The 19,314-nt window shown below is 60.2% G+C and carries 18 protein-coding genes; 6 read left to right on the top strand and 12 right to left on the bottom strand.

The genetic code is table 11. The features are described 5' to 3' along the window. Nucleotides 1-136 precede the first annotated feature (136 nt). The 12 genes from ACX3YF_RS03455 to fliE form a co-directional block, all read right to left on the bottom strand. Nucleotides 137-649, bottom strand: coding sequence for a hypothetical protein (locus tag ACX3YF_RS03455; protein WP_206770291.1), 513 nt, complete (start codon nucleotides 647-649; stop codon nucleotides 137-139). Further along, complete coding sequence (gene flhF / locus ACX3YF_RS03450) at nucleotides 646-2,946, bottom strand: flagellar biosynthesis protein FlhF (RefSeq protein WP_458973414.1); 2,301 nt, start codon at nucleotides 2,944-2,946, stop codon at nucleotides 646-648. The genes ACX3YF_RS03455 and flhF overlap by 4 nt, the downstream gene beginning before the upstream one ends. Continuing rightward, the gene (flhA, locus tag ACX3YF_RS03445) at nucleotides 2,943-5,036 is read right to left on the bottom strand and encodes a flagellar biosynthesis protein FlhA (protein ID WP_130203852.1); all 2,094 of its coding nucleotides are present in this window, start codon (nucleotides 5,034-5,036) and stop codon (nucleotides 2,943-2,945) included. The genes flhF and flhA overlap by 4 nt, the downstream gene beginning before the upstream one ends. After that, nucleotides 5,033-6,202 (bottom strand): flagellar biosynthesis protein FlhB, encoded by a 1,170-nt coding sequence (gene flhB / locus ACX3YF_RS03440; protein WP_454837831.1) that lies wholly within the window; start codon nucleotides 6,200-6,202, stop codon nucleotides 5,033-5,035. Before flhB ends, flhA begins: the two co-directional genes overlap by 4 nt. A gap of 103 nt (nucleotides 6,203-6,305) precedes the next feature. Next, a complete protein-coding gene (gene motB, locus ACX3YF_RS03435; protein ID WP_458946172.1) occupies nucleotides 6,306-7,208 on the bottom strand; it encodes a flagellar motor protein MotB in 903 nt (300 codons plus the stop codon). 2 nt (nucleotides 7,209-7,210) lie between these two features. Further along, entirely contained in the window at nucleotides 7,211-8,083 is an 873-nt protein-coding gene (gene motA, locus ACX3YF_RS03430) for a flagellar motor stator protein MotA (protein ID WP_130203855.1), read from the bottom strand. 176 nt (nucleotides 8,084-8,259) lie between these two features. Further along, a complete protein-coding gene (flhC, locus tag ACX3YF_RS03425) occupies nucleotides 8,260-8,826 on the bottom strand; it encodes a flagellar transcriptional regulator FlhC (protein WP_130203856.1) in 567 nt (188 codons plus the stop codon). A 3-nt stretch (nucleotides 8,827-8,829) separates the two neighbouring features. Then, nucleotides 8,830-9,165, bottom strand: a complete 336-nt coding sequence (flhD, locus tag ACX3YF_RS03420; RefSeq protein ID WP_130203857.1) for a flagellar transcriptional regulator FlhD — start codon at nucleotides 9,163-9,165, stop codon at nucleotides 8,830-8,832. Between the two features lie 333 nt (nucleotides 9,166-9,498). Further along, complete coding sequence (locus tag ACX3YF_RS03415) at nucleotides 9,499-9,870, bottom strand: flagellar protein FliT (RefSeq protein ID WP_130203858.1); 372 nt, start codon at nucleotides 9,868-9,870, stop codon at nucleotides 9,499-9,501. Nucleotides 9,871-9,872: 2 nt separating this feature from the next. Continuing rightward, nucleotides 9,873-10,274: a flagellar export chaperone FliS gene (gene fliS / locus ACX3YF_RS03410; RefSeq protein ID WP_130203859.1), complete on the bottom strand. Its 402-nt coding sequence runs from the start codon at nucleotides 10,272-10,274 to the stop codon at nucleotides 9,873-9,875. Nucleotides 10,275-10,298: 24 nt separating this feature from the next. Next, on the bottom strand, nucleotides 10,299-11,708 hold the full coding sequence (gene fliD, locus ACX3YF_RS03405) for a flagellar filament capping protein FliD (protein ID WP_458973413.1): 1,410 nt from the start codon (nucleotides 11,706-11,708) through the stop codon (nucleotides 10,299-10,301). A 192-nt stretch (nucleotides 11,709-11,900) separates the two neighbouring features. Beyond that, nucleotides 11,901-12,221, bottom strand: a complete 321-nt coding sequence (gene fliE / locus ACX3YF_RS03400; RefSeq protein ID WP_196584845.1) for a flagellar hook-basal body complex protein FliE — start codon at nucleotides 12,219-12,221, stop codon at nucleotides 11,901-11,903. A 260-nt stretch (nucleotides 12,222-12,481) separates the two neighbouring features. Between fliE and fliF the strand changes: the two genes are divergently transcribed. Genes fliF through ACX3YF_RS03370 form a run of 6 tightly spaced genes read left to right on the top strand, consistent with a single transcriptional unit; the run spans nucleotide 12,482 to nucleotide 19,228 of the window. Continuing rightward, nucleotides 12,482-14,221, top strand: coding sequence for a flagellar basal-body MS-ring/collar protein FliF (fliF, locus tag ACX3YF_RS03395; RefSeq protein WP_196584843.1), 1,740 nt, complete (start codon nucleotides 12,482-12,484; stop codon nucleotides 14,219-14,221). After that, nucleotides 14,214-15,212 carry a flagellar motor switch protein FliG gene (gene fliG, locus ACX3YF_RS03390; RefSeq protein WP_130203863.1) on the top strand — a complete coding sequence of 333 codons (999 nt, stop codon included), beginning with the start codon at nucleotides 14,214-14,216 and terminating at the stop codon, nucleotides 15,210-15,212. The genes fliF and fliG overlap by 8 nt, the downstream gene beginning before the upstream one ends. Next, a complete protein-coding gene (locus tag ACX3YF_RS03385) occupies nucleotides 15,205-15,927 on the top strand; it encodes a flagellar assembly protein FliH (protein WP_130203864.1) in 723 nt (240 codons plus the stop codon). Before fliG ends, ACX3YF_RS03385 begins: the two co-directional genes overlap by 8 nt. An 11-nt stretch (nucleotides 15,928-15,938) precedes the next feature. Then, complete coding sequence (gene fliI / locus ACX3YF_RS03380) at nucleotides 15,939-17,315, top strand: flagellar protein export ATPase FliI (protein ID WP_422625971.1); 1,377 nt, start codon at nucleotides 15,939-15,941, stop codon at nucleotides 17,313-17,315. Nucleotides 17,316-17,345: 30 nt separating this feature from the next. Further along, nucleotides 17,346-17,816 (top strand): flagellar export protein FliJ, encoded by a 471-nt coding sequence (gene fliJ / locus ACX3YF_RS03375; RefSeq protein WP_130203866.1) that lies wholly within the window; start codon nucleotides 17,346-17,348, stop codon nucleotides 17,814-17,816. 8 nt (nucleotides 17,817-17,824) lie between these two features. After that, nucleotides 17,825-19,228: a flagellar hook-length control protein FliK gene (locus ACX3YF_RS03370; RefSeq protein WP_458973412.1), complete on the top strand. Its 1,404-nt coding sequence runs from the start codon at nucleotides 17,825-17,827 to the stop codon at nucleotides 19,226-19,228. The last annotated feature ends 86 nt before the right edge of the window (nucleotides 19,229-19,314 follow it).

The raw sequence follows: 19,314 nt of genomic DNA, 5'->3' as shown, positions 1-19,314 counted from the left end.
CACAGTTGGAAGCCGCGTGACGCCTGGAGTCGTATGGCGAGGATTATTACTGCACCCCCGAGCCCCTTAAGCGCGGAACAGCCATGCGCTACACGACATGTTCCCCGCTTAGATGCAGTAGCCAATGACGAAGGCCTCAGTCACTGATTTCATCAATGAGCAACAACCGAACGCCCAGATAACGGTGGGCCGCCTCTCGCAGGTTGTTGAGCAGGCCCTGCCGGGGAAAACCGGCGTGCAGCGCCAGCACGTGGTCGGGACCGCCTTGTTCGCTGAGCTGGCACAAGGTCTGGAAGGCTCGGCGGAAGGCGTCAAGGTCGCTGTCGATCCATAGCCCCCAGCGCGGTTGTTGGCGAGTCAGGGCTTGCAGATTCCGGTGCTTGTTATCCACGAGCAGCAGGCGCCAGCGGGCGGGGTGGCCGATCCATTGATGGCCTTGCCGATGCCAGCGCTCCAGGGTCTCATGCGCCGGGCCTGCCGCCTGCGTTGGGCCGAACAGGATCAGTGTGCGATCCGGCGCGGGCGACGATAACGGGGCGGCTTGGTGGGCGGTGGCGTTGGGATTCGCCTTGTTTTTTTCGGCCCAACGGCGCAGGCCGGCGGCCTGATCCAGTGTGTCCACCGCCGGTCGGGTGTCCGGATCGTTCATGGGAAGGCGCTGTGCCGAGCGCTGCCCATGCGTGTAAAGGCATCGCTGACGGTCAGCAGGTGCAGCAACCCTTCAAGAATCCCCGATGCATTGCCGGCTCTCTTTTCAGGCGACAGCCCTAGCAGTTGCGCGCGAGCCTGGAAGGCCCAGTCATCGCTGGCATTGGTCAGTCGTACGGCGGTCGCGGCCAGTCCGCTCGCCAGGTATAAGCGCAGTTCGGCATGCAGGTGCGGCTGAATGTCCGACAATAGCGCCCAGCCATGCCCGGTGAGCTTTGCCAGTTCATCGTGTTTCAACTGCAGGATGAGATCGGCCACCTGATCCTTCAAGACGCCTTGTGTGTTTTCCCCTGCCAGCCATCTGCGTTGCCCCAGGCACTGGCCGCTGTGGCTGTCTTGCAGCGTACCGAACCAGGCACGCAGGGGGGCTTGAGTCGACCCCTTGAGCGTGACCGACAGATGACTCAGGTTCAGACGCACGTTGCGGTTGCGATATCGCAGTTCACGAACGCCGAAGTCTTCGCTGTGTGTGTTCAGTGTGCCGAGGCGCCGATGTTCGCCCTGGTACATGACGCGCTGGCTGCCCTTGACTGCACTCTGCCACGGCTGTCCGTTGTCATGCAGCGCATCGAGGGTGGCGCCGCTCGGACAGGTTGCCCACACATGACGGTGTGCCGGCCAGCGTGGCTGGCACCAACTCAGTCGTGGCTGGGGGCCAATCGGCATGCGATGCGTCAGCCAGGGGCGGGCCTTCAATTGACCGGCGCTGTCCACCGTCAACAAGGGCATGTTCCATGAGGCTCCGGACGCCGGGCGCGGCGCTCCCCACAACAGCAGACCGTTCGGACTGGCCGGCGTCCAGCGCTCTTGCACATTCAGGAACGCTGACCAAAGCCGGTGTTGCTCCGCTTGGGGCATGCCCACCAATGGCCAGGCATCGAGCAACTGCTCAAAGCCCTCGATCCGATGGATCAGACTGTCGCGCAGGGTCGAAATCGTCCGGTTCTGACCCAGTAAACTGCGCACCAGCGCATCCAGTCGCTGGGCCGTCGAGGTCCTCGGTTTTGCGGCAAACAGGGAAGGGCGGGAGATATCCAGTGCCTGCTGCAGGAAGGTCGAGGCTGCGGGGAGCTGCAAGTCTTCAGGGACTTGCTGACCGACGGACAGGTAGTTCAGCCGAAGCCCGTGACGAATCACGGTATCCAGTGCCGGGCCCAGCCGTGCGGCTTCATCGCATTTGCTGATGATGCAGTCATCCAGTGGGCAGCCGGCCGCCTGCGCGGCGTCACGATAGGTCTGCGCCACTTCTTCCAGGGTGTCGCCGTGGCTGGCCGCGTTGATTACCAGCATCAGGCGCAACGCTCGGTCGCTGGAGCCCAGTTGGTTGATTTGCGTCAGCAGGCGTTGGTCACGCTGGCTCATGCCCACGGTGTCGATGATCACCAGTCGCTTGTCCGCCAGTTTGGCCAGCAACGGGCTGAGCGCCGCCGCAGGCCCCAGGGTGTGCAGGTCGACACCCAGCAGTTGGGCATAGATTTTCAGCTGTTCATGGGCGCCGATACGGAAACTGTCGGTGGTGATCAGGGCGACCTGACTGGCGCCATGACGCATGACATAACGCGCCGCCAGTTTGGCGGTGGTGGTGGTTTTGCCTACCCCGGTCGGCCCCACCAGGGCAATGATGCTTGCGTGGTCGAACAGCTCGGCATCGTCACCAAGCTGGTTCAATTGGCTGTCCAGTTTTTGCGCCAGCCAGGCTTGCAACCTTGCAGGTGTGGCATCAGGCCCTTGGAGTTGGGGTGGGATCGTGCCGAGCAATTCCTCGCTCAGACGTGCGCTGAAACCTGCATCGAGCAGCCATCGGATCAGTTGAGGTCGACCACTCTGGTCGCTGACTGCCCGTTCTGCCTGGCGATCGATTAGCTGGCGCATGTCCTGAATTTCGCTCAGCAGACGTTCACTCAACGCGGTGAAATCCAGGGTGGTTGCGGGCGTCGGGTGCGCCGCAACCGGCGTATCGATGGGCTCGAGGTGTGTTGAAAATGGGCTGGTCTGGTGGGCGTAAGCGGCCGCGGCATGGTGAAGGCTGATTGGCACCGGGTCGTCGTCTGACTCCGTCGGGGTGGCAATACGCAGTGGCGTAAAAGCGTGCGCGGGTGTTTCTTCAGCCAGCGCCATGATCTCGACGCCTTCGTCAGTCATGCGACTCGACAGGATCAACGCCTCCTCACCCAGGGCCAGACGCACCTGATTCATGGCCTCGCGACTGTTGGCACCGATAAATCGTTGAGCACTCACTTGGGTGTTCCTCCGATCACGTTAATCATTCGAAGTGTGCGGTCATCCGGTACTTCGCTGAGGGAAATCACCGTCAACTGACGCAGACGTCGTCGCAAGAACCGTGACAGCACCGGACGCAGCTTGTTCGGCACCACCAACACGGGCGGCTCGGTGCTGACTTCCTGGCGTTTAAGGGCCAGTGAGGTTTGTTGCATCAGGTTGTCCGCCAGGCTGGGCTCCAGCGAGCCGCCATTGCCGACCGCCTGCATCAGCACCTGTTCAAGGTTGAAGTCCAGCCCGATGACTTTCAGTTCGGGCTTGTTGGCAAACAACTGATTGACGATCGAACGCCCCAGGGCGATGCGCACCACGGCCGTCAGTTCCTGAACATCGGGTGGCTGTTGCGCGCCGCCGTGTTCGGCCAGGGCATCGAGAATGGTGCGCATGTCGCGGATCGAGACGTTTTCTTCCAGCAAGTTCTGCAGCACACGTTGCAATACCGTCAGCGACACCATCTTGGGCACGACTTCGTCGATCAGCCCCTTACTGTCGGGACCGAGCTTGTCCAGAAGCTTCTGGACTTCACCGCGGCCCAGCATGTCTTTGGCGTGCTGATGCAATAGATGGTTGAGGTGGGTGGCTGTCACGGTGCTGGCGTCGACCACGGTGTAGCCATAAATCTGTCCGTGCTCACGCAGGCTCGGCTCGATCCAGATGGCCGGTAAACCAAACGCCGGATCCACCGCTTCTGTGCCCTCAAGCACATTGGTGACCTTGCCGGGATTGATGGCCAGCCACTTGCCGGGAAAGACTTCGCCACGTCCGATCTCGACGCCTTTGAGGCTGATGATGTAGGTGTTGGGAGATAATTCCAGCTTGTCACGCACATGCACCACGGGCGGTAGAAAGCCCACGTCCTGGGCGAACTTTTTGCGCAGGCTTTTGATGCGGGTGATCAGTTCGCCTTGCTGGCGCGCATCCACCAGTTGAATCAGTCGGTGGCCGACGCGCAAGCTCAGCGTATCCACCAGGTGCACATCGTCCCAGGAGGCTTCGGAGCTTTGTGACGCCGATTTGGGCAGCAAGGTCTGGGTGGAGCTTTCTTGCGGCAGCTCCTCCTGTTTTGTGAACCACCAGCCCAGCCCGCCCAGCAGTCCGGTGAGAATCAGAAACACCAGGTTCGGCATGCCCGGTACCAGCCCGAGCAAACCCATCACGCCCGCCGTCATCATCAGCACCTTGGGCCGACTGAACAGCTGGCCCATCATCTGTTGGCCGACGTCTTGTTCGGTATTGACCCTCGACACCGTGACACCGGCGGCAATCGAGATCACCAGGCCAGGAATCTGCGCCACCAGACCGTCGCCGATGGTCAGCATGGTGTACGTGTGGGCGGCGTCGGCGAAGGCCATGTCGTGTTGCAGGATGCCGATGGCCAGGCCGCCAATGATGCAGACGCCCATGATGACCAACCCGGCCACGGCGTCGCCTCGCACGAACTTGCTCGCACCGTCCATGGAGCCGAAGAAATCGGCTTCCTGGGCGACTTCCTTGCGGCGCTGGCGGGCTTGCGGTTCGCCGATCAGGCCCGCGTTCAGGTCGGCATCGATCGCCATCTGCTTGCCAGGCATCGAGTCCAGCGTAAAGCGCGCGCCGACTTCGGCGATTCGTCCGGCACCCTTGGTGATCACCATGAAGTTGATGGTCACCAGAATCAGGAACAGCGCCAGACCCACGGCAAAGTTACCGCCCACCAGAAACTCGCCGAAGGCCTCGATGACCTTCCCGGCGGCGTCGGGGCCGGTGTGGCCCTCCATCAGAATCACCCGCGTCGAGGCCACGTTGAGTGACAGACGCAGCAAGGTGGTAAACAGCAGCACCGAGGGAAACGCCGAGAAGTCCAGTGGCTTTTCCGTGAGCATGCTGACCATCAACACCATGATCGCCAGCGCGATGTTGAAGGTGAACAGCAAGTCCAGAATAAACGTCGGCAGCGGCAGGATCATCATCGAGAGGATGAGAACGATCAGCGCAGGCCCGGTCATGATCTTCAGGTCGGTTCTGGCCAGCCAGGAGTCAGGGCCGAGTAAATCGGTCATTCCTTTCATTCGTTCTGTTCATCCTCAGGTTTAGCGTTACGCGGGCCACGCTGGTCCATGCCTGGCGGCACGGACAGGTTCACCGGGGTCGGTGGCACGTCACCGCCATGCTCACTCACGCGCTTGAGACGTATGGCCCAGGCCACGACTTCGGCGACAACGGTGTACAGCTCAACGGGAATTTCACGGTCGAGATCGACGTGGAAGTAAAGGGCACGGGCCAGCGGCGGAGCTTCCAGCACGGGCAAGTGATGTTCCCGTGCAATGTCGCGAATACGCAGAGCTACATCATCGGCCCCTTTGGCGACCACTCGTGGTGCGCCGTTCCGATCCTTCTGATAAGACAGGGCAACGGCAAAATGGCTCGGGTTGGTGACGATGACGTCGGCCTTGGGCACCTTGCTCATCATGCGTCGCCGGGCGCGTGCCTGTTGCAGTTGACGAATCCGCGCCTTGATACGCGGGTCGCCATCAGCGTTTTTGTGTTCCTGGCGCTGCTCTTCCTTGGACATGCGAAGGTTCTTCGCGTAGGTCCACAACTGATAAGGCGCGTCCATGCCGACCACGATAATCAGGGCGGCCACGCACATTGCGCAGGACTTGGCGGTCAACCCCATGACCGTTGTCAGGGCTTGCTGCGCCGGCATTTGCGGCAAGACCAGCAACTGGCCGATGTGTGCTTTGAGAAAGAAATAGACCACCGTACCGATCAGCGTTGCCTTGGCGATGGCTTTCGCCAGCTCAACCAGCACCTGCACGGAAAAGAGCCGTGCCAGCCCATTGATGGGGTTAACCCTTGAAAACTGCGGACGCACGGCCGACAGGGTAATCACCAATCCGCCCAGTAACGTCGGGGCGGCCAGGGCCGCGAGCGTCATCAGGGCGAAGAATGGGATCAAGGCGAACAGCGCGATCTGGCTCAATGACCAGAGCCCACTGAGCATGCGTGCCGTGTCGAACAGTTGTGCCCGGTCGAACAGCAACGCCTGCTCCATGACTTGTCCCAGGCTGTCATACAGCTTGCCACGCATGATCCACAGCCCTCCGATGCCGGCCAGCAACATGACGAAGGTGTTCATTTCACGAGAACGGGCGACCTGACCCTGTTCACGGGCCTTCTCTATTCGTCGCGGCGTCGCCGCTTCGGTCTTGTCCTCTCTGCTGGTCTCGGCCATGGCTCTCCGGGCGCCTGCGGCGACCCGCGCGACATGTCAAAGGTCGTCATTGTGCGCAGCAGCCAAGAGCACTGATCGTGGAAACACCACGCACAATCGAGCGTTAATGTCGGGTTTGTTCCGCCGGTTTGCTTGTGGAGGGCTCGGGAGTCGTCGGCTCCGGCACTTCCAATGGGCCGTATTCGTCCTGAGACAGAATTTTCTGCGCGACGCGGCTGTCCAGAACAATGATTTCGATCCTCCGGTTGGCGGCGTCATAGGGGCCGGCGCCATGGAAGCGAATGCGATCGGACATGCCTGAGACACGCAATAGCTTGTCCGGGTCCAGGCCGCCGGCGACCAGTTCCTGGCGAGAGGCTTTGGCACGATCGGCGGACAAGTCCCAGTTGTTGTAGCCCGTCTCGCCGCCTGGGTACGGGTGGCTGTCGGTATGCCCGCTGATTTGAATGCGATTGGGCAGTTCGTTGAGCACCGGCGCGAGGGTCCTGAGCAGTTTTCGTAAATACGGCGCGACATTGGCGCTGCCCAGTTCGAACATCGGGCGTTTGTCGGTGTCGAGCAATTGCACGCGCAAACCTTCCGGGCTCAGCTCAATGGAGATCTGTTGCTTGAGCTCCCTCAGTTGTGGATCGCGCTCCACCGCGCTTTCCAGCCGGTGCTTGAGCGACTCCAGATGACGACGCTCCTCGCTGGACAGGCGTTGTGGGCGTTGATCCCTTCGGGCTCGCTCACCTTCAGAGAAGCGTTGGTCCGGGCCTCCGCCGGGAATGGCGCTGGTGCTTGCCGAGTTGCGATCCCCTTTGCTCATGGCGACCAGCAATGGCGTACTGAAGTATTCGGCAATCGCGTCCTTATCGCTTTTGCTGGCGTTGGACAGTACCCACAACACCAGAAACAGCGCCATGAGCGCGGTCATGAAGTCGGCGAAGGCAATTTTCCATGCGCCGCCATGGTGCCCGTGAGCGGCCTTTTTCTTGCGCCGTATGATGATCGGTTGATCATTCATGCTCATTCGAGCCCGGGTTGGCTGCTACCGCCACGCACATGGCTTTCCAGCTCCAGCGCGCCGGGTCTCTCGCTGGTGTGCAGGGCCTTGCGACCGAACTCCACCGCTAATTGTGGAGGCATGCCTTGCACGCTCGCCAGCAACGTGACGCGGATACACTGCAGCATCTTGGCCGATTCGGCGGCCTGTCGATCGATACGACTGGCCAATGGCGCAACCAGGCCGTAGGCCAGGTAGATCCCGAGAAAGGTCCCGACAAGGGCATGGGCAATCATCTGGCCCATCAAATCCGGACCGACATCAACCGCACTCAGGGCTTTGACCACCCCCATGACGGCCGCGACGATACCGAAGGCCGGCAAGGCATCACTGACTTTGTACAGGGCGTCGGCGGGCAAATGGGCTTCGTGTTCGAACTCTTCGATTTCGTGCAGCATCAGCTCGTCGAGTTCATGGGCCTGCATCGCACTACTGACCAGCAAGCGCAGGTAATCGGTAATGAAATGGATGATCATCGGGTCGGACACCAGCCGTGGATGCTGGGCAAAAATCGGGCTTTGGTCGGGCTTGTCAATATCCCGTTCCAGGGACAGCATGCCTTCACGTCGTGCTTTGCTCAGCAAGGCGTACATCATTGCCATCAGTTCCAGGTACAACGTTTTGTCGTACTTGGCGCTGCGCTTGAATCGCGAGATCGCGTTGAGCGTGGCCCTGATCGTCTTGCCATTATTCGCGGCGATGAACGCACCGATGCCAGCCCCTCCAATCATCAGCAGTTCGGTCGGTTGATACAGTGGGCCGAGGCTGCCACCGGACAGGACGAAGCCACCGAACACCGACAAAAGTACAACGATAAGCCCTAATGCGATGAGCACGTGGTCGTTCCTTAAATTTAAGAAATAGATGACCTGCTGGATATCGGCAGGCCTATCGAAAACTTGAAGTTATTTTTTTGGGGGGGGGCGGCTGGGGTGAAAAGAGGCAAGCCCGATCCGTCGGGCTTACCTGCTCTTTTTGCGTGGGGTGAGGGGGGCGCGACGCTGTGATCGTTTCAAGCCTTGCGTACGTGCGGCAGACTGTCGAGTAGCAGGGCGTCGAAGTCTCGGCGTTTCAGGGTTTTGCCGGCGCGCGAAGGTGGCTGGCAAATGCCGCATACATAGTGCTGCGTTGGTGCATGAGAATGGGCGACGAACTCGCCGGAGCAGCACTCGCAACGGATCAGCTCAAGCATGTCGCTTTCAAAAAAGCGTACGAGGGTCCAGGCTCGGGTAAGGCCGAGTACCAATTCCCCTTCTTGATCGGCCACCTGCTCCAGGTACAGGCGATAGGCTTTGACGAAAGCATCGATCCGGTGTCCGCCGATTTCGATCATGCTGCGATACATGCCGTAAAACAGGGATGAGTGAATGTTCGGTAGCCATGTCACGAACCAGTCGGTGGAGAAGGGCAGCATGCCCTTGGGTGGGGAGGCTCCTCTAACTTCTTTATACAGACGGATCAGTCGGCCCCGGCTGAGCGAGGTCTCGGTTTCCAGTACCTGCAGTCGCGCACCCAGTTCAATCAGTTCGATCGCCAGTTGCACCTGCTGCATTTCGGTAACCAGGCTTTTTTCTGACATGGATCAGCCTTCCCCGGTTCGCATGTCGCCTGAACGATCGGCGGCGGCCATCAGCAGTGCAGAATGAATTTCCACCATGCCCAGTTCGCGAGAGTTGCCCAGGACCTTGGACAGACGGTCTGTCTCTTCGAAAACGGGGCGGCAAATCAATTGATTGACCCGGGCTAGCTGGGTCATTTGCTTGCTGCTCAGTTTGGTTAGCAGGTCCGCCATTTTTTCGCTGAGTTTCAGGCGAAAAATGGCGATCTCCCGATCTTTGCGCAGCAGGTTTTGGGCCAGTAATAAATAGGAAAGATTCAGATCCTGGATGTCTTCTAGTTCAGCGTTGGTATTTGGCAACTTCTACCCTCCCGATGGGTACTACAGTTCGGTGCGCCTTGGCGGCGTGACCTCTGGCAGACAGGTGCTGCAAATCGACAAGTACAAAAAATGGGTGCTGTTGCTTTGCAGGCAGGCACCCTGTCGTATCTTTTTTATTCGGTTATTCACACGCTCGACCGTCCACTCGCAGGTCGTGAATACCGACTTTTTAATTTTTTCTAAAGTATCAATTGAAACGTACGATAACCGACTGAGGCAGACTATTTGTTGTCTGTTGTCAGGCGTCTTTTTGCACCTCAAAGATAATTTCACATCAATGTGTCGTGACTTGGTACGGCTTGTACAAGGCTGTTATTTTTTTCGATACAAATAGCGGTCGATGGGTATCACGCTGTTGGTCGATGCGCGGTAAGCCGTATTCAGATCGCTCTTTCGACGATTGATTTGCATGAGCTCACCCAAGTCATTCTGACGGGCATGCAAGAACGAATTGACCTGTTCTTCCAGCATCAGGATTTGGCTGATGAGTTCAAACTTGTGTTGCCGGCCGGCATCGTCAAGTTCGACTTGATCTTCGGCGCGGCGCAAGTAGTTGGCATCGATCAGCCCTTGGGACTTTAAGGTGAAGATGCCGTTCCAGTCGGATTTTTCTGCACATTCGAGTAGGCGTTGTGATTGTTTGAGTAGTTGTTCATAAGCGGCGATCAATTGTGCTTGCATCATGTCTACCGCTCTTCCTCAATGTGCGAACCAATGGCTAGCCAGGCTGCGGCGACAGGTTCCAGCAGGTCGGCGGCAGTCGTGAGCGCAGTCTCGTCATTGTTGAGATTTGCCCTTAGCAGCACACGAACAACGTAGTCGTAGAGCTGGTCAAGTTGCACGGCAACGTCGCCCCCTCGTTCGAGATCCAGCGAAGCGCGCAACCCCTTACTGACAATATTGATTGCCTTGGTAATGGCTTTGCCTTTTTCGGCGATGTTGCCGGTCTGCAGGTGCAGGCGAGCGATACGAATCGATGCCTGGTAACTGTCGAACAGCATCACGATCCTTTGGTGAGGAGAGGCCGCCCAAATGCCGCTTTCTACGCCCACCCTGGCATAAGCATTCGCGTCTCGAATGGAACTCATCTAATTTGCTCCGCAGTAGGGTCGTCAATCATCGCTGTTAAGTGCATCAAACTGGGTCGTCAGATAATCGGCCGTCGAGTTCAGCTCGGATATCAAGGTATCAAGTTGGGTGAATTCGTCGGTCCAGCGTGCCATCTCGGAGTCGATCAGCGCCTGCTTCTCTACATAGCGCTCCTCCAGTTGCTCCAGTTTGGATTCCAGGCTGTCGGTTTTAGCGACGATCAAGCCGTCATCTTCGTCCAGGTAGTTGTCCAGGTCGGTCGACATCTGGGTAATAAAGCCTGTGGTGTCATCGGTGCCGATAAAGAATTCCGAAACAGCATCAATGTTGTCTTCGAGCGCGGTCGTCAGCGTGTCTTCGTCAATCGACAAGGTGCCATCGACTTGCAGGGAAATCCCCAGCTGCGAGAGGTAGCTATACGTCCCGCTGCCGATAGCGCTGTAGAGATCACTGCTCAATTCACTGCTGATTCGGCGGGTGGTCGAGTCTCCCAGCAACTCGCCTGCCGTATCCGTATCCGCGTCATAGGCGGTCAAGTCATCCACGGTCGTGACGTAATCGTTGTACGCATCGACGAACGTGGTAATGGCATCGAGGATGGCGTCGGTGTCCTGGGTAATCGTCAGAGTTTGCGAGCTGCCGGTTGTGGACAGGCTCAGGGTGACCCCTTCCAGGGCATCTTCGACGGTGTTGCTTTGGCTCGAAATAGAGATGCCGTTGATCGTGAGTTTTGCGTCCAGGGCTTCGACTGTTTCGGTCATGTTGCCTGTCGAGCCGTCGTAGCCAAACAGGCTCGACGCTTCATCGGTGCTGTCCGTGCCGGTGTAGGTCACGGTCATTTCCGATTCGGTGCCGGTGCTGTCGGATGTCAGCACCAGGCGGTACGGGGTGTCGCTGCCGTCACTGACGATCGAGGCGGTCACGCCGGCATCGGCCGCGTTGATTGCGTCGCGGATACCTTCCAGCGTGTTGTTGCTGCTGTCGAGGGTGATCGATACCGCCTCTTTTGTACCCACTTGCAGGGTCAGTGTGCCGGTGCCCAGCGCGGTGGTCTTGTCGGCGATGCCATCGGTGGTGAGGCTTTGTGCCTGGGCCAGTTGTGTCACTTCCAGCTGGTAGGTGCCGGCTTCGGCTTCGCTGGTGGTTGCCGCCGTCACGCCGGTGCCGGACAAGGTCGTGGTCAACGACTTGTAAAGGCTCTCATCGGCCAGGGCTTCAACCGCTGATTGCAGGGTGGTCAGGGTACTCGTCAACGTACCGTAGGCCGATATTTCGGCCTCCACCGAGTCCTCTTGTGCGGTGATCGGGTCCAGCAGGCTGGTCTCTTTCGAGTCTTCCAGACTTTCCAGAATGCTGTCCAGATCCAGCCCGGAGCCAACGCCCAGGGAGGTAACGGTTGCGGTCGAGCTGCTGGAGGTGGTGGTCGTTGTCATGTGGGGGCCTGTCTTGGTGAGTGCCTGGCCTTGCTCGTTGAGCAAGGTGTTGTGTTCACACTCAAAGGAGTGCGTTTGAACGCAACATCGGCAACGGGCAAACCCGTCTTTAGGGCTTGATCGCGTTTTTCAACGATCTCATCAGCAAGGCTGCCGAGCGCCGTGCCACGAAGCCCGCCGGGCTCCGCGACTTCAGACCTGCATGGCCATCACGTCTTTGTAGGCCGTGAGCAGGCGATTGCGCACTTGCACACCCATCTGGAAGGCAATGCTGGCTTTCTGTGAGTCGGCCATCACATCGCTGAGCGAAACCGCGGCACTGCCTGCCTGGAAGGCGTTGGATTGGTTGCTGGCGGTTTGTTGCAATTGGTTGATGCGCTGCAGCGAAACCTGCAATTCACCGGCGAAACCACTGGCGGGCCCGCTGCTGACGTTATGCATATTCGCGCCTTCGGCCTGCTCGGCGAGGAGCGTCAGTTGTTGCAAGGCATTGGTGAGGGCGGACGAATTCATGGCGCAAGACCTGTATGCAGCGATTAGGCCAGCAGATTACCAAGCCTGCCGGTCCGCACATTCGCTCAATTGACCACAAAACCGGCGGCTTTTCCGGCCTTTAGCTTCCGCCATTTTCGCCAGAATGAAGTCCTGCCGGCCGTCCCGATTCGCTGCGGTACCCCTGGGTGCTGCCTGAAACAGGAGGCTGATCGACTACTACTGCTACCGGACTCTGCAATGTCTTTCGTACAGGCCCTATCCTCGCTATCGAGGTGTTCGTGAGTACCGCAGTCCTGGCCAAAGGCGCGCAAAAAAACACTCTGACCCGCACTCCGGCCAAGCCGCTGGAGGCGTTGTCGACGCTGTTTCGCAGTCAGCCCCTGCTGCCTTTGCTGTTGGCGGGCGCGGCGGTCATTGCGGTCGTCGTGGCCCTGCTGCTGTGGGCGCGCGAACCGGAGTATCGCGTGCTGTTTTCCGGTCTCAGTGAAGCGGACGGCGGGCAGATCATCGGTGAGCTGGACAAGCGCGCCATTTCTTATCGGCTGGGCGAGGGTGGCAACACCATCATGGTGCCCAGCGACAAGATGAATGCGTTACGCCTGCAACTCGCCGAGCAAGGGTTGCCCAAGGGCGGCGGCATTGGTTTCGAGTTGCTGGACAAGCAGGCCTTCGGTGTCAGTCAGTTTGCCGAGCATTTGAATTATCAGCGCGGCCTTGAAGGTGAGTTGTCTCGCACCATCGAGTCCTTGGGACCGGTCGCCAAGGCGCGTGTTCATCTGGTCATGGCCAAGCAGTCGGTGTTTGTCCGCGACCGCGAAGCGGCGCGTGCGTCGGTCGTGTTGACCCTGCAACCCGGTCGAGAGCTGGGGCAGAGTCAGGCCAATGCGATTGTGCATCTGGTGACTTCCAGCGTGCCGGAACTGAACGTCGATGCCGTTACCGTGGTCGATCAGAACGGTCGTCTGTTGTCGCAGACCCATGGTGACAATCCCGGCCTGGATGGCTCGCAGCTCAATTATGTGCGTGAGGTCGAGCGCACTTACCAGCGTCGCATCGAAGACATCCTGACGCCGCTGCTGGGCAATCAGAACGTTCATGCGCAGGTGGTCGCGCAGATCGATTTTTCCAGTCGCGAAAGTACCGCCGAACGTTACGCCCCCAATCAGGACCCCAATGAAGCGGCGGTGCGCAGCCAGCAGACGTCCGAGCATGTATTGGAGGGCGACGACGCCGGTCGAGGCGTTCCGGGGGCGCTGACCAACTCGCCACCCAATACCCCCGCGCCGACGCGCGCCACCGCGCCAACGCCCGCGGCCAACGCCGCGAACACGACAGCCGCCAGTGCGGCCAACGCAGCTGACACCAAGGGCGGCAAGAACGAAAAGTCGCTGCAGAGCGAGCGGATGATCAACTACGAAGTCGACCGCAATGTCGAGCACGTCAAATCGAGCCTGGGCAACATCCAGCGCCTGACGACGGCAGTGGTGGTCAACTATCGCACGGTGCTCAAGGACGGCACGCCGACCCCTGAGCCCCTGAGCAAGGAAGAACTGGAAAACATCAACAATCTGGTTCGCCAGGCCATGGGCTTCACGGAAAGTCGGGGCGATGCGCTGCAAGTGATTAACAGCCCGTTTGTTGAAACAGAGATTGCCGTGGCTGAGCCCGCGTGGTGGAAAACCCCCGAGGCATACAACCTGTTGATGAGCGCCATGCGCTATCTACTGGTCGGCTTTGCCGCGCTGACGCTGTGGTGGCTGGTGCTCAGGCCGATGCAACGGCGCCATGGCGAGTTGAACCGGTTGGCGCTGGCGAGCGAGTCTGAGCCGGGGACGGCACTGGTCCCGACGGCCACGGGCACCGCTGTCATGATCGCCGGCCAGGACCCCGCGCCGCACACCCTGCCACGCAAGTCGGCCGTGTATGAGCAGAACATGCAGAGCTTGCAGCAGATCGCAGCCGAAGACCCGAGACTGGTCGCCATGATCGTGCGCGGATGGATGAAGAAAAATGACTAACAAAATGAGCGGGGCTCGCCGCAGCGCCATCCTGCTGCTGTCGCTCGATGCCGACAGTGCAGCCGAAGTGTTCAAATTCCTGCCGAGCACGGATGTCGAAGCCATCAGCATCGAGATGGCGCGACTGAGCCAGGTGTCCCATGAGGAAATGCGCCAGGTCCTTGAAGAGTTCATGGACGAGACCGATCAATATGCGGCCATCAATATCCAGACCAGTGATCATATTCGCGCGGTCTTGACCAAGGCTTTGGGCAGCGAACGCGCGGCCAGCCTGATCGACGATATTCTGGAGAGCACCAACACCGGTTCCGGCATCGACAAGTTGAACCTGATGGAAGCGTCGATGGTGGCCGAGATGATTCGTGACGAGCATCCACAGATCATCGCGACCATCCTCGTGCATCTGGAGCGTCATCAGGCTTCCGACATTCTCCAGTTGCTGCCCGACCGTCTGCGCAACGACATCATTCTGCGAATCGCGACCTTCAGCGGCGTACAACCGGTGGCGTTGCAGGAACTGACGGAAGTACTGGGTGTGATGCTCGATGGGCAAAGCCTCAAACGCAGCAAAATGGGCGGTGTCAGAACGGCGGCGGAAATCCTCAACTTGATGAGTTCCACGCACGAAGAGTCGGCCATCGAAACCGTGCGCCAGCACAACGAAGACCTGGCGCAGAAGATCCTCGACGAGATGTTCCTGTTCGAAAACCTTATCGAGGTGGATGATCGCGGCATTCAGACGCTGCTTCAGCAGGTCGAAAGCAACTCGCTGGCTATTGCTCTTAAAGGCGCACCGCCGGCCTTGCTGGAGCGCTTCCTCAACAACATGTCGCAGCGTGCCGCGCAATTGTTCCGAGAGGACATGGAGGCGCGCGGACCGATCCGCATGTCGCAGATCGAGTCTGAACAGAAGGCCATCCTGCAGGTGGTTCGACGCTTGTCCGACAGCGGTGAAATTGTGACTGCACGCGGTAATGACGCTTATGTCTGAGTCCTCTCCCGCACCCGACAGCGACCGTTGGCAACCCTGGCAGATGGACCCGCTGGGCTGCAATGAATTGCCTGCCCCTGATCCGGAGATGAGCCATCGGGAAAGGCTGCGCAAGCAAGCCTTTCAGCACCGGCTGGAAATGCAGGTGCTGCGCGAAAAGACCCTCAGCGAGGCGCAGCAGGTTGGCCATGCGCAAGGGGTGGAACAGGGGTATGCCCAAGGCCTGAGCGAGGGTCGTCAGGCCGCCGCCGTGGAGTTGCAGCAGCAGGTTGTGCACACCTTGCAACCGTTGCTGGAGTTGTGCCGAAACTTCGATCAGGCGCTCAAGCAGATGGACGGGCATATTGCCCGCCAGTTGGCCCGGATCGCGCTTGAGGCCGCGCAGCAATTGGCAGGAGAAGCCCTGACCGCCCAACCGGAGCAGGTGATCGTTATTGTGCAGAAGATGCTCAACAGCGACCCCGAGCTGAGTGGCAAGCCGCGCCTGTGGCTGAACCCCGATGACTTGCAGTTGGTTCAAGGCAGCCTGGGCGAACAGATTGGTGCGGCGGGTTGGGCCTTGCACGCCGACACCACGATGTTGCCTGGCGGCTGTCGAGTGGTCAGCGCCAGCGGTGAGTTGGACGCCACGCGCCAGTCACGCCTGGAGATGTTGAATCGCAGCATCGCGCGGGGGCTGGAGGACGCCGTGGCGATCCTCGGCGAGCAGCCATGATCCCGGGCAACCTGCATGTCGAACGCTGGAGCGGCGTGCTGGACACGTTTCAGGGCGAGTCGCTGAGGGTGGCGCACTACCTGCGCAGCGGGCGAATCACCCGCGCCACTGGCATGGTGCTGGAGGCGGTGGGCCTGCGTCTGCCGTTGGGTGGTGCCTGCCGCATCGAGTTGGCGGTGCTCAGTCACGCCCGCCCGGCCCCCGCTTATGCCGAGGCCGAAGTGGTGGGCTTTTCAGGGGATATCCTCTACCTGATGCCACTGGAAGAAATCCACGGTCTGCAACCGGGGGCGCGGGTCTTTGCCTCGGACGACGGCCTGACGGGCGCGGCCGGCGGTCGTTATTTTCCGCTGGGCCTGTCGCTGCTCGGCCGGGTGCTGGACAGCAGCGGGCAGCCGCTGGACGGCGGCGGACCGTTGCTGGGAGCCCATCACTCCAGCTTGCACACACAGCCGCTCAACCCTCTCAAGCGTGCCCCTATCGATCGTCAGATCGATGTCGGCATCCGTGCCATCAATGCTTTGCTGTGTGTCGGTCGTGGTCAGCGCCTGGGGCTGTTTGCCGGTTCAGGCGTCGGCAAATCGGTACTGCTCGGCATGATGGCCCGCTATACCCAGGCCGACGTCATCGTGGTTGGGCTGATCGGGGAGCGAGGCAGGGAAGTGCAGGATTTCATCGACAACATCCTGGGTGAAGAAGGCTTGCGCCGTTCTGTGGTTGTAGCGGCGCCGGCCGATACGTCCCCGCTGCAACGTTTGCAGGGCGCGGCATACGCGACGCGCCTGGCAGAGGATTTTCGCGATCAGGGCAAGGATGTTCTGCTGATCATGGACTCGTTGACCCGCTACGCCATGGCTCAACGCGAGATCGCGTTGGCCGTGGGCGAGCCGCCGGCGACCAAGGGCTATCCGCCATCCGTGTTTGCCAAGCTGCCCAAGCTCGTCGAGCGCACCGGCAATGGTCCGCCCGGCGGCGGGTCGATCACGGCGTTTTATACGGTGCTCAGCGAGGGCGACGATCAGCAGGATCCGATTGCCGATGCGGCGCGGGCGATCCTGGATGGGCACATTGTCCTGTCGCGTCATCTGGCCGAAAGCGGGCATTACCCGGCCATCGATATCGAAGCTTCGATCAGTCGGGCGATGACCGCCATCGTCAGTGAATCGCAGCAGCGCAAGGCGCAACAGCTCAAGCAGACCCTGTCCCGTTACCAGCGCAATCGCGACCTGATCAGTGTCGGCGCCTATGCGCCGGGACACGATCCCCAGCTCGACCGTGCCGTCGGTTTGTACCCGCACATCGAGCGGTTTCTGCAACAACGCATCAATGATCGCGCCAGCGTGGAAGAGACCCTGTCCGGGCTCAACCTCTTGTTCCCTGGCAAATGACTTTTTCCTGTCCCTGGCGAGTAATCACCCATGGCTAATCAATCGCTTGACCTGCTGATCGAGCTGACCGGCAAAGCGCGGGACGTTGCGGCGCGCGCTTTGGCGCAGAGCCGTCACGCCGAACAGCAGGTGGTCAATCAGCTGCGCACGCTTGACCAGTATCAACAGGAGTACCGCCAAAACCTGCAGCAGGAGTTGCTCAAGGATGGCATGAGCCCTTCTGCGCTCACGAACTACCGTGGCTTTCTCCATTCACTGGAAGAGGCCGTCGATCGCGCGCAAAAAAGTCTGGAGCGTCACCGCAAACAGGTGGCCCTGCACCAACAGAGCTGGCTGGAGCAATGGCGCAAGGTCAATGCGATAGAAGCGCTGTTGAGTCGTCGGGCCCAGCAGGAGCGGTTGCAGGCCGGGCGTGTGGAGCAGCGCCAAACCGATGAAATGGCCAGCCAGTTACGTCGGCGGCCTGGTCATTTTTCGTCCTCCATCGATAGCAGCCACTAAGGGACACCATGGATATCATCGCTTCGTTTGCCCCATCGTCCGCTGCGTCGACTCAGTCCAGTGCTTGCGGCCAGAAGCCAGGCACGACGAGTGAGTCGTTTTCGTCTGTGCTGAGTCAGGTGAGCGAGGCGCCGGCGAGCAAGGACTCGGCGAGCCCGACCGCTGCGATGGGGGACGCCAAGCCTCAAACAGAGGCGGCAGACCTGAGCGCCGAACCCGTGACGCCAACCTCTGTATCGTCGATCACCGACAGTACGGTGCAGACCGCAACCCGTGGCCCGGTCGAAGACGCCGACCTTGCGCCGACGTTGCCGTCCTCCGAAGTGGCAAGTGTCGTCCCCGAACCGGGCGAGCAGCCGGCTCCAGCCGTTTCGACATCAGCCATGCCCCCCCTGACCCCGCCACTGGCTTCCACTTCCGCCGAGCCGGATGCCTCGCTCACGGACGATGACCTTGGCCTGGATCTCTATGCCACGGCAGACGATCTTGCGAGCGATGCCGATCTGAGTGCCTCGGACAGTTCGAGTGCTGTCGACAGCTCGTTGGAGGACATTCGTCAGCGCATGGCGCTGATCGAAAGCGCAGGCCAACCCGATATCTCTTCGATGGTCGTTGCGCCAGCGGTTGCTCTACCCGCCGAGATCCCCGCTCAGGGCGCTGTGCCCGCGGACCCCGATACGTTGATCAGCGCCAACAGCAAACTGCCGGCCGAGCATCTGACGTTGGTCGACTCAGGCGTTGATGCCGGTCAGGACACGTCCGATCCGATCGACAGGCAGGACACGTCGCAGACGCTGACCGGACCCGTTACCGATGTGCTGCAAGATCTGCGCGCGCAAACCGACAACACACCGGTCGACAGCCAGGCCGATGGCTCCGTCAGTAGCGATGCCCAGAGTAGCTTTAGCCTGGCATCGCTGACATTGAGCTCTGTCGGCCTGACTGGCAGCGACAAAGTCATCAGCAATGGTCTGGTGCTCGCGACCGCTGTTGGCACGTCCGAATGGCAGGACGGCCTCGGTCAGCAGGTGTTCGACATGATCACGCGGGGCGAGCAGCAGGTCGACTTGCAACTCAATCCCGTCGAGCTCGGCCCGCTGTCGATCAGCCTCAATCTCAATGACGGCAGCACCCATGCGCAGTTCCAGTCGGCACATGCGTCGGTGCGTGCCGCGGTGGAGCAGGCATTGCCGCAGTTGCGCGAGGCCCTCGCATCCCAGGGTATTTCCCTGGGGCAGGCCTCGGTGAACGATGAGTCTGCGCGCCAGGCCTCTGGCGATCAGGCTCGGCGCGATTCGCCAGGCAATCGCGCAAACGCCCCGATGAGCAGCGCCGATGCCGTGCCGGACGTTGAGCAGGCGGCGGTGCAGCGTATCGTTGTGCGCAGTTCGGGTGTCGACCTGTACGTCTGAATGGCAAATCAAAACCGCGAGATACCGCCGTTACCCTGGTCTTATCGCCCCATGGGAAGACCAGGGGGCTGGTCATACTTGAGCCC

Source organism: Pseudomonas fluorescens group sp. PF-69 (genome assembly GCF_054481235.1).
This window is presented reverse-complemented; position numbering and strand designations above follow the sequence as displayed.

Excerpts from the sequence above, each read along its gene's own strand:
- fliE (WP_196584845.1), bottom strand. The coding sequence starts at position 12,221 with ATGAATTCGTCCGCCCTCACCAATGCCTTGCAACAACTGACGCTCCTC.
- ACX3YF_RS03385 (WP_130203864.1), top strand. The coding sequence starts at position 15,205 with ATGTCTGAGTCCTCTCCCGCACCCGACAGCGACCGTTGGCAACCCTGG.
- ACX3YF_RS03370 (WP_458973412.1), top strand. The coding sequence starts at position 17,825 with ATGGATATCATCGCTTCGTTTGCCCCATCGTCCGCTGCGTCGACTCAG.
- ACX3YF_RS03455 (WP_206770291.1), bottom strand. The coding sequence starts at position 649 with ATGAACGATCCGGACACCCGACCGGCGGTGGACACACTGGATCAGGCC.
- fliJ (WP_130203866.1), top strand. The coding sequence starts at position 17,346 with ATGGCTAATCAATCGCTTGACCTGCTGATCGAGCTGACCGGCAAAGCG.
- fliS (WP_130203859.1), bottom strand. The coding sequence starts at position 10,274 with ATGAGTTCCATTCGAGACGCGAATGCTTATGCCAGGGTGGGCGTAGAA.
- flhB (WP_454837831.1), bottom strand. The coding sequence starts at position 6,202 with ATGGCCGAGACCAGCAGAGAGGACAAGACCGAAGCGGCGACGCCGCGA.
- flhA (WP_130203852.1), bottom strand. The coding sequence starts at position 5,036 with ATGAAAGGAATGACCGATTTACTCGGCCCTGACTCCTGGCTGGCCAGA.
- fliD (WP_458973413.1), bottom strand. The coding sequence starts at position 11,708 with ATGACAACGACCACCACCTCCAGCAGCTCGACCGCAACCGTTACCTCC.
- flhC (WP_130203856.1), bottom strand. The coding sequence starts at position 8,826 with ATGTCAGAAAAAAGCCTGGTTACCGAAATGCAGCAGGTGCAACTGGCG.
- ACX3YF_RS03415 (WP_130203858.1), bottom strand. The coding sequence starts at position 9,870 with ATGATGCAAGCACAATTGATCGCCGCTTATGAACAACTACTCAAACAA.
- fliG (WP_130203863.1), top strand. The coding sequence starts at position 14,214 with ATGACTAACAAAATGAGCGGGGCTCGCCGCAGCGCCATCCTGCTGCTG.
- motB (WP_458946172.1), bottom strand. The coding sequence starts at position 7,208 with ATGAATGATCAACCGATCATCATACGGCGCAAGAAAAAGGCCGCTCAC.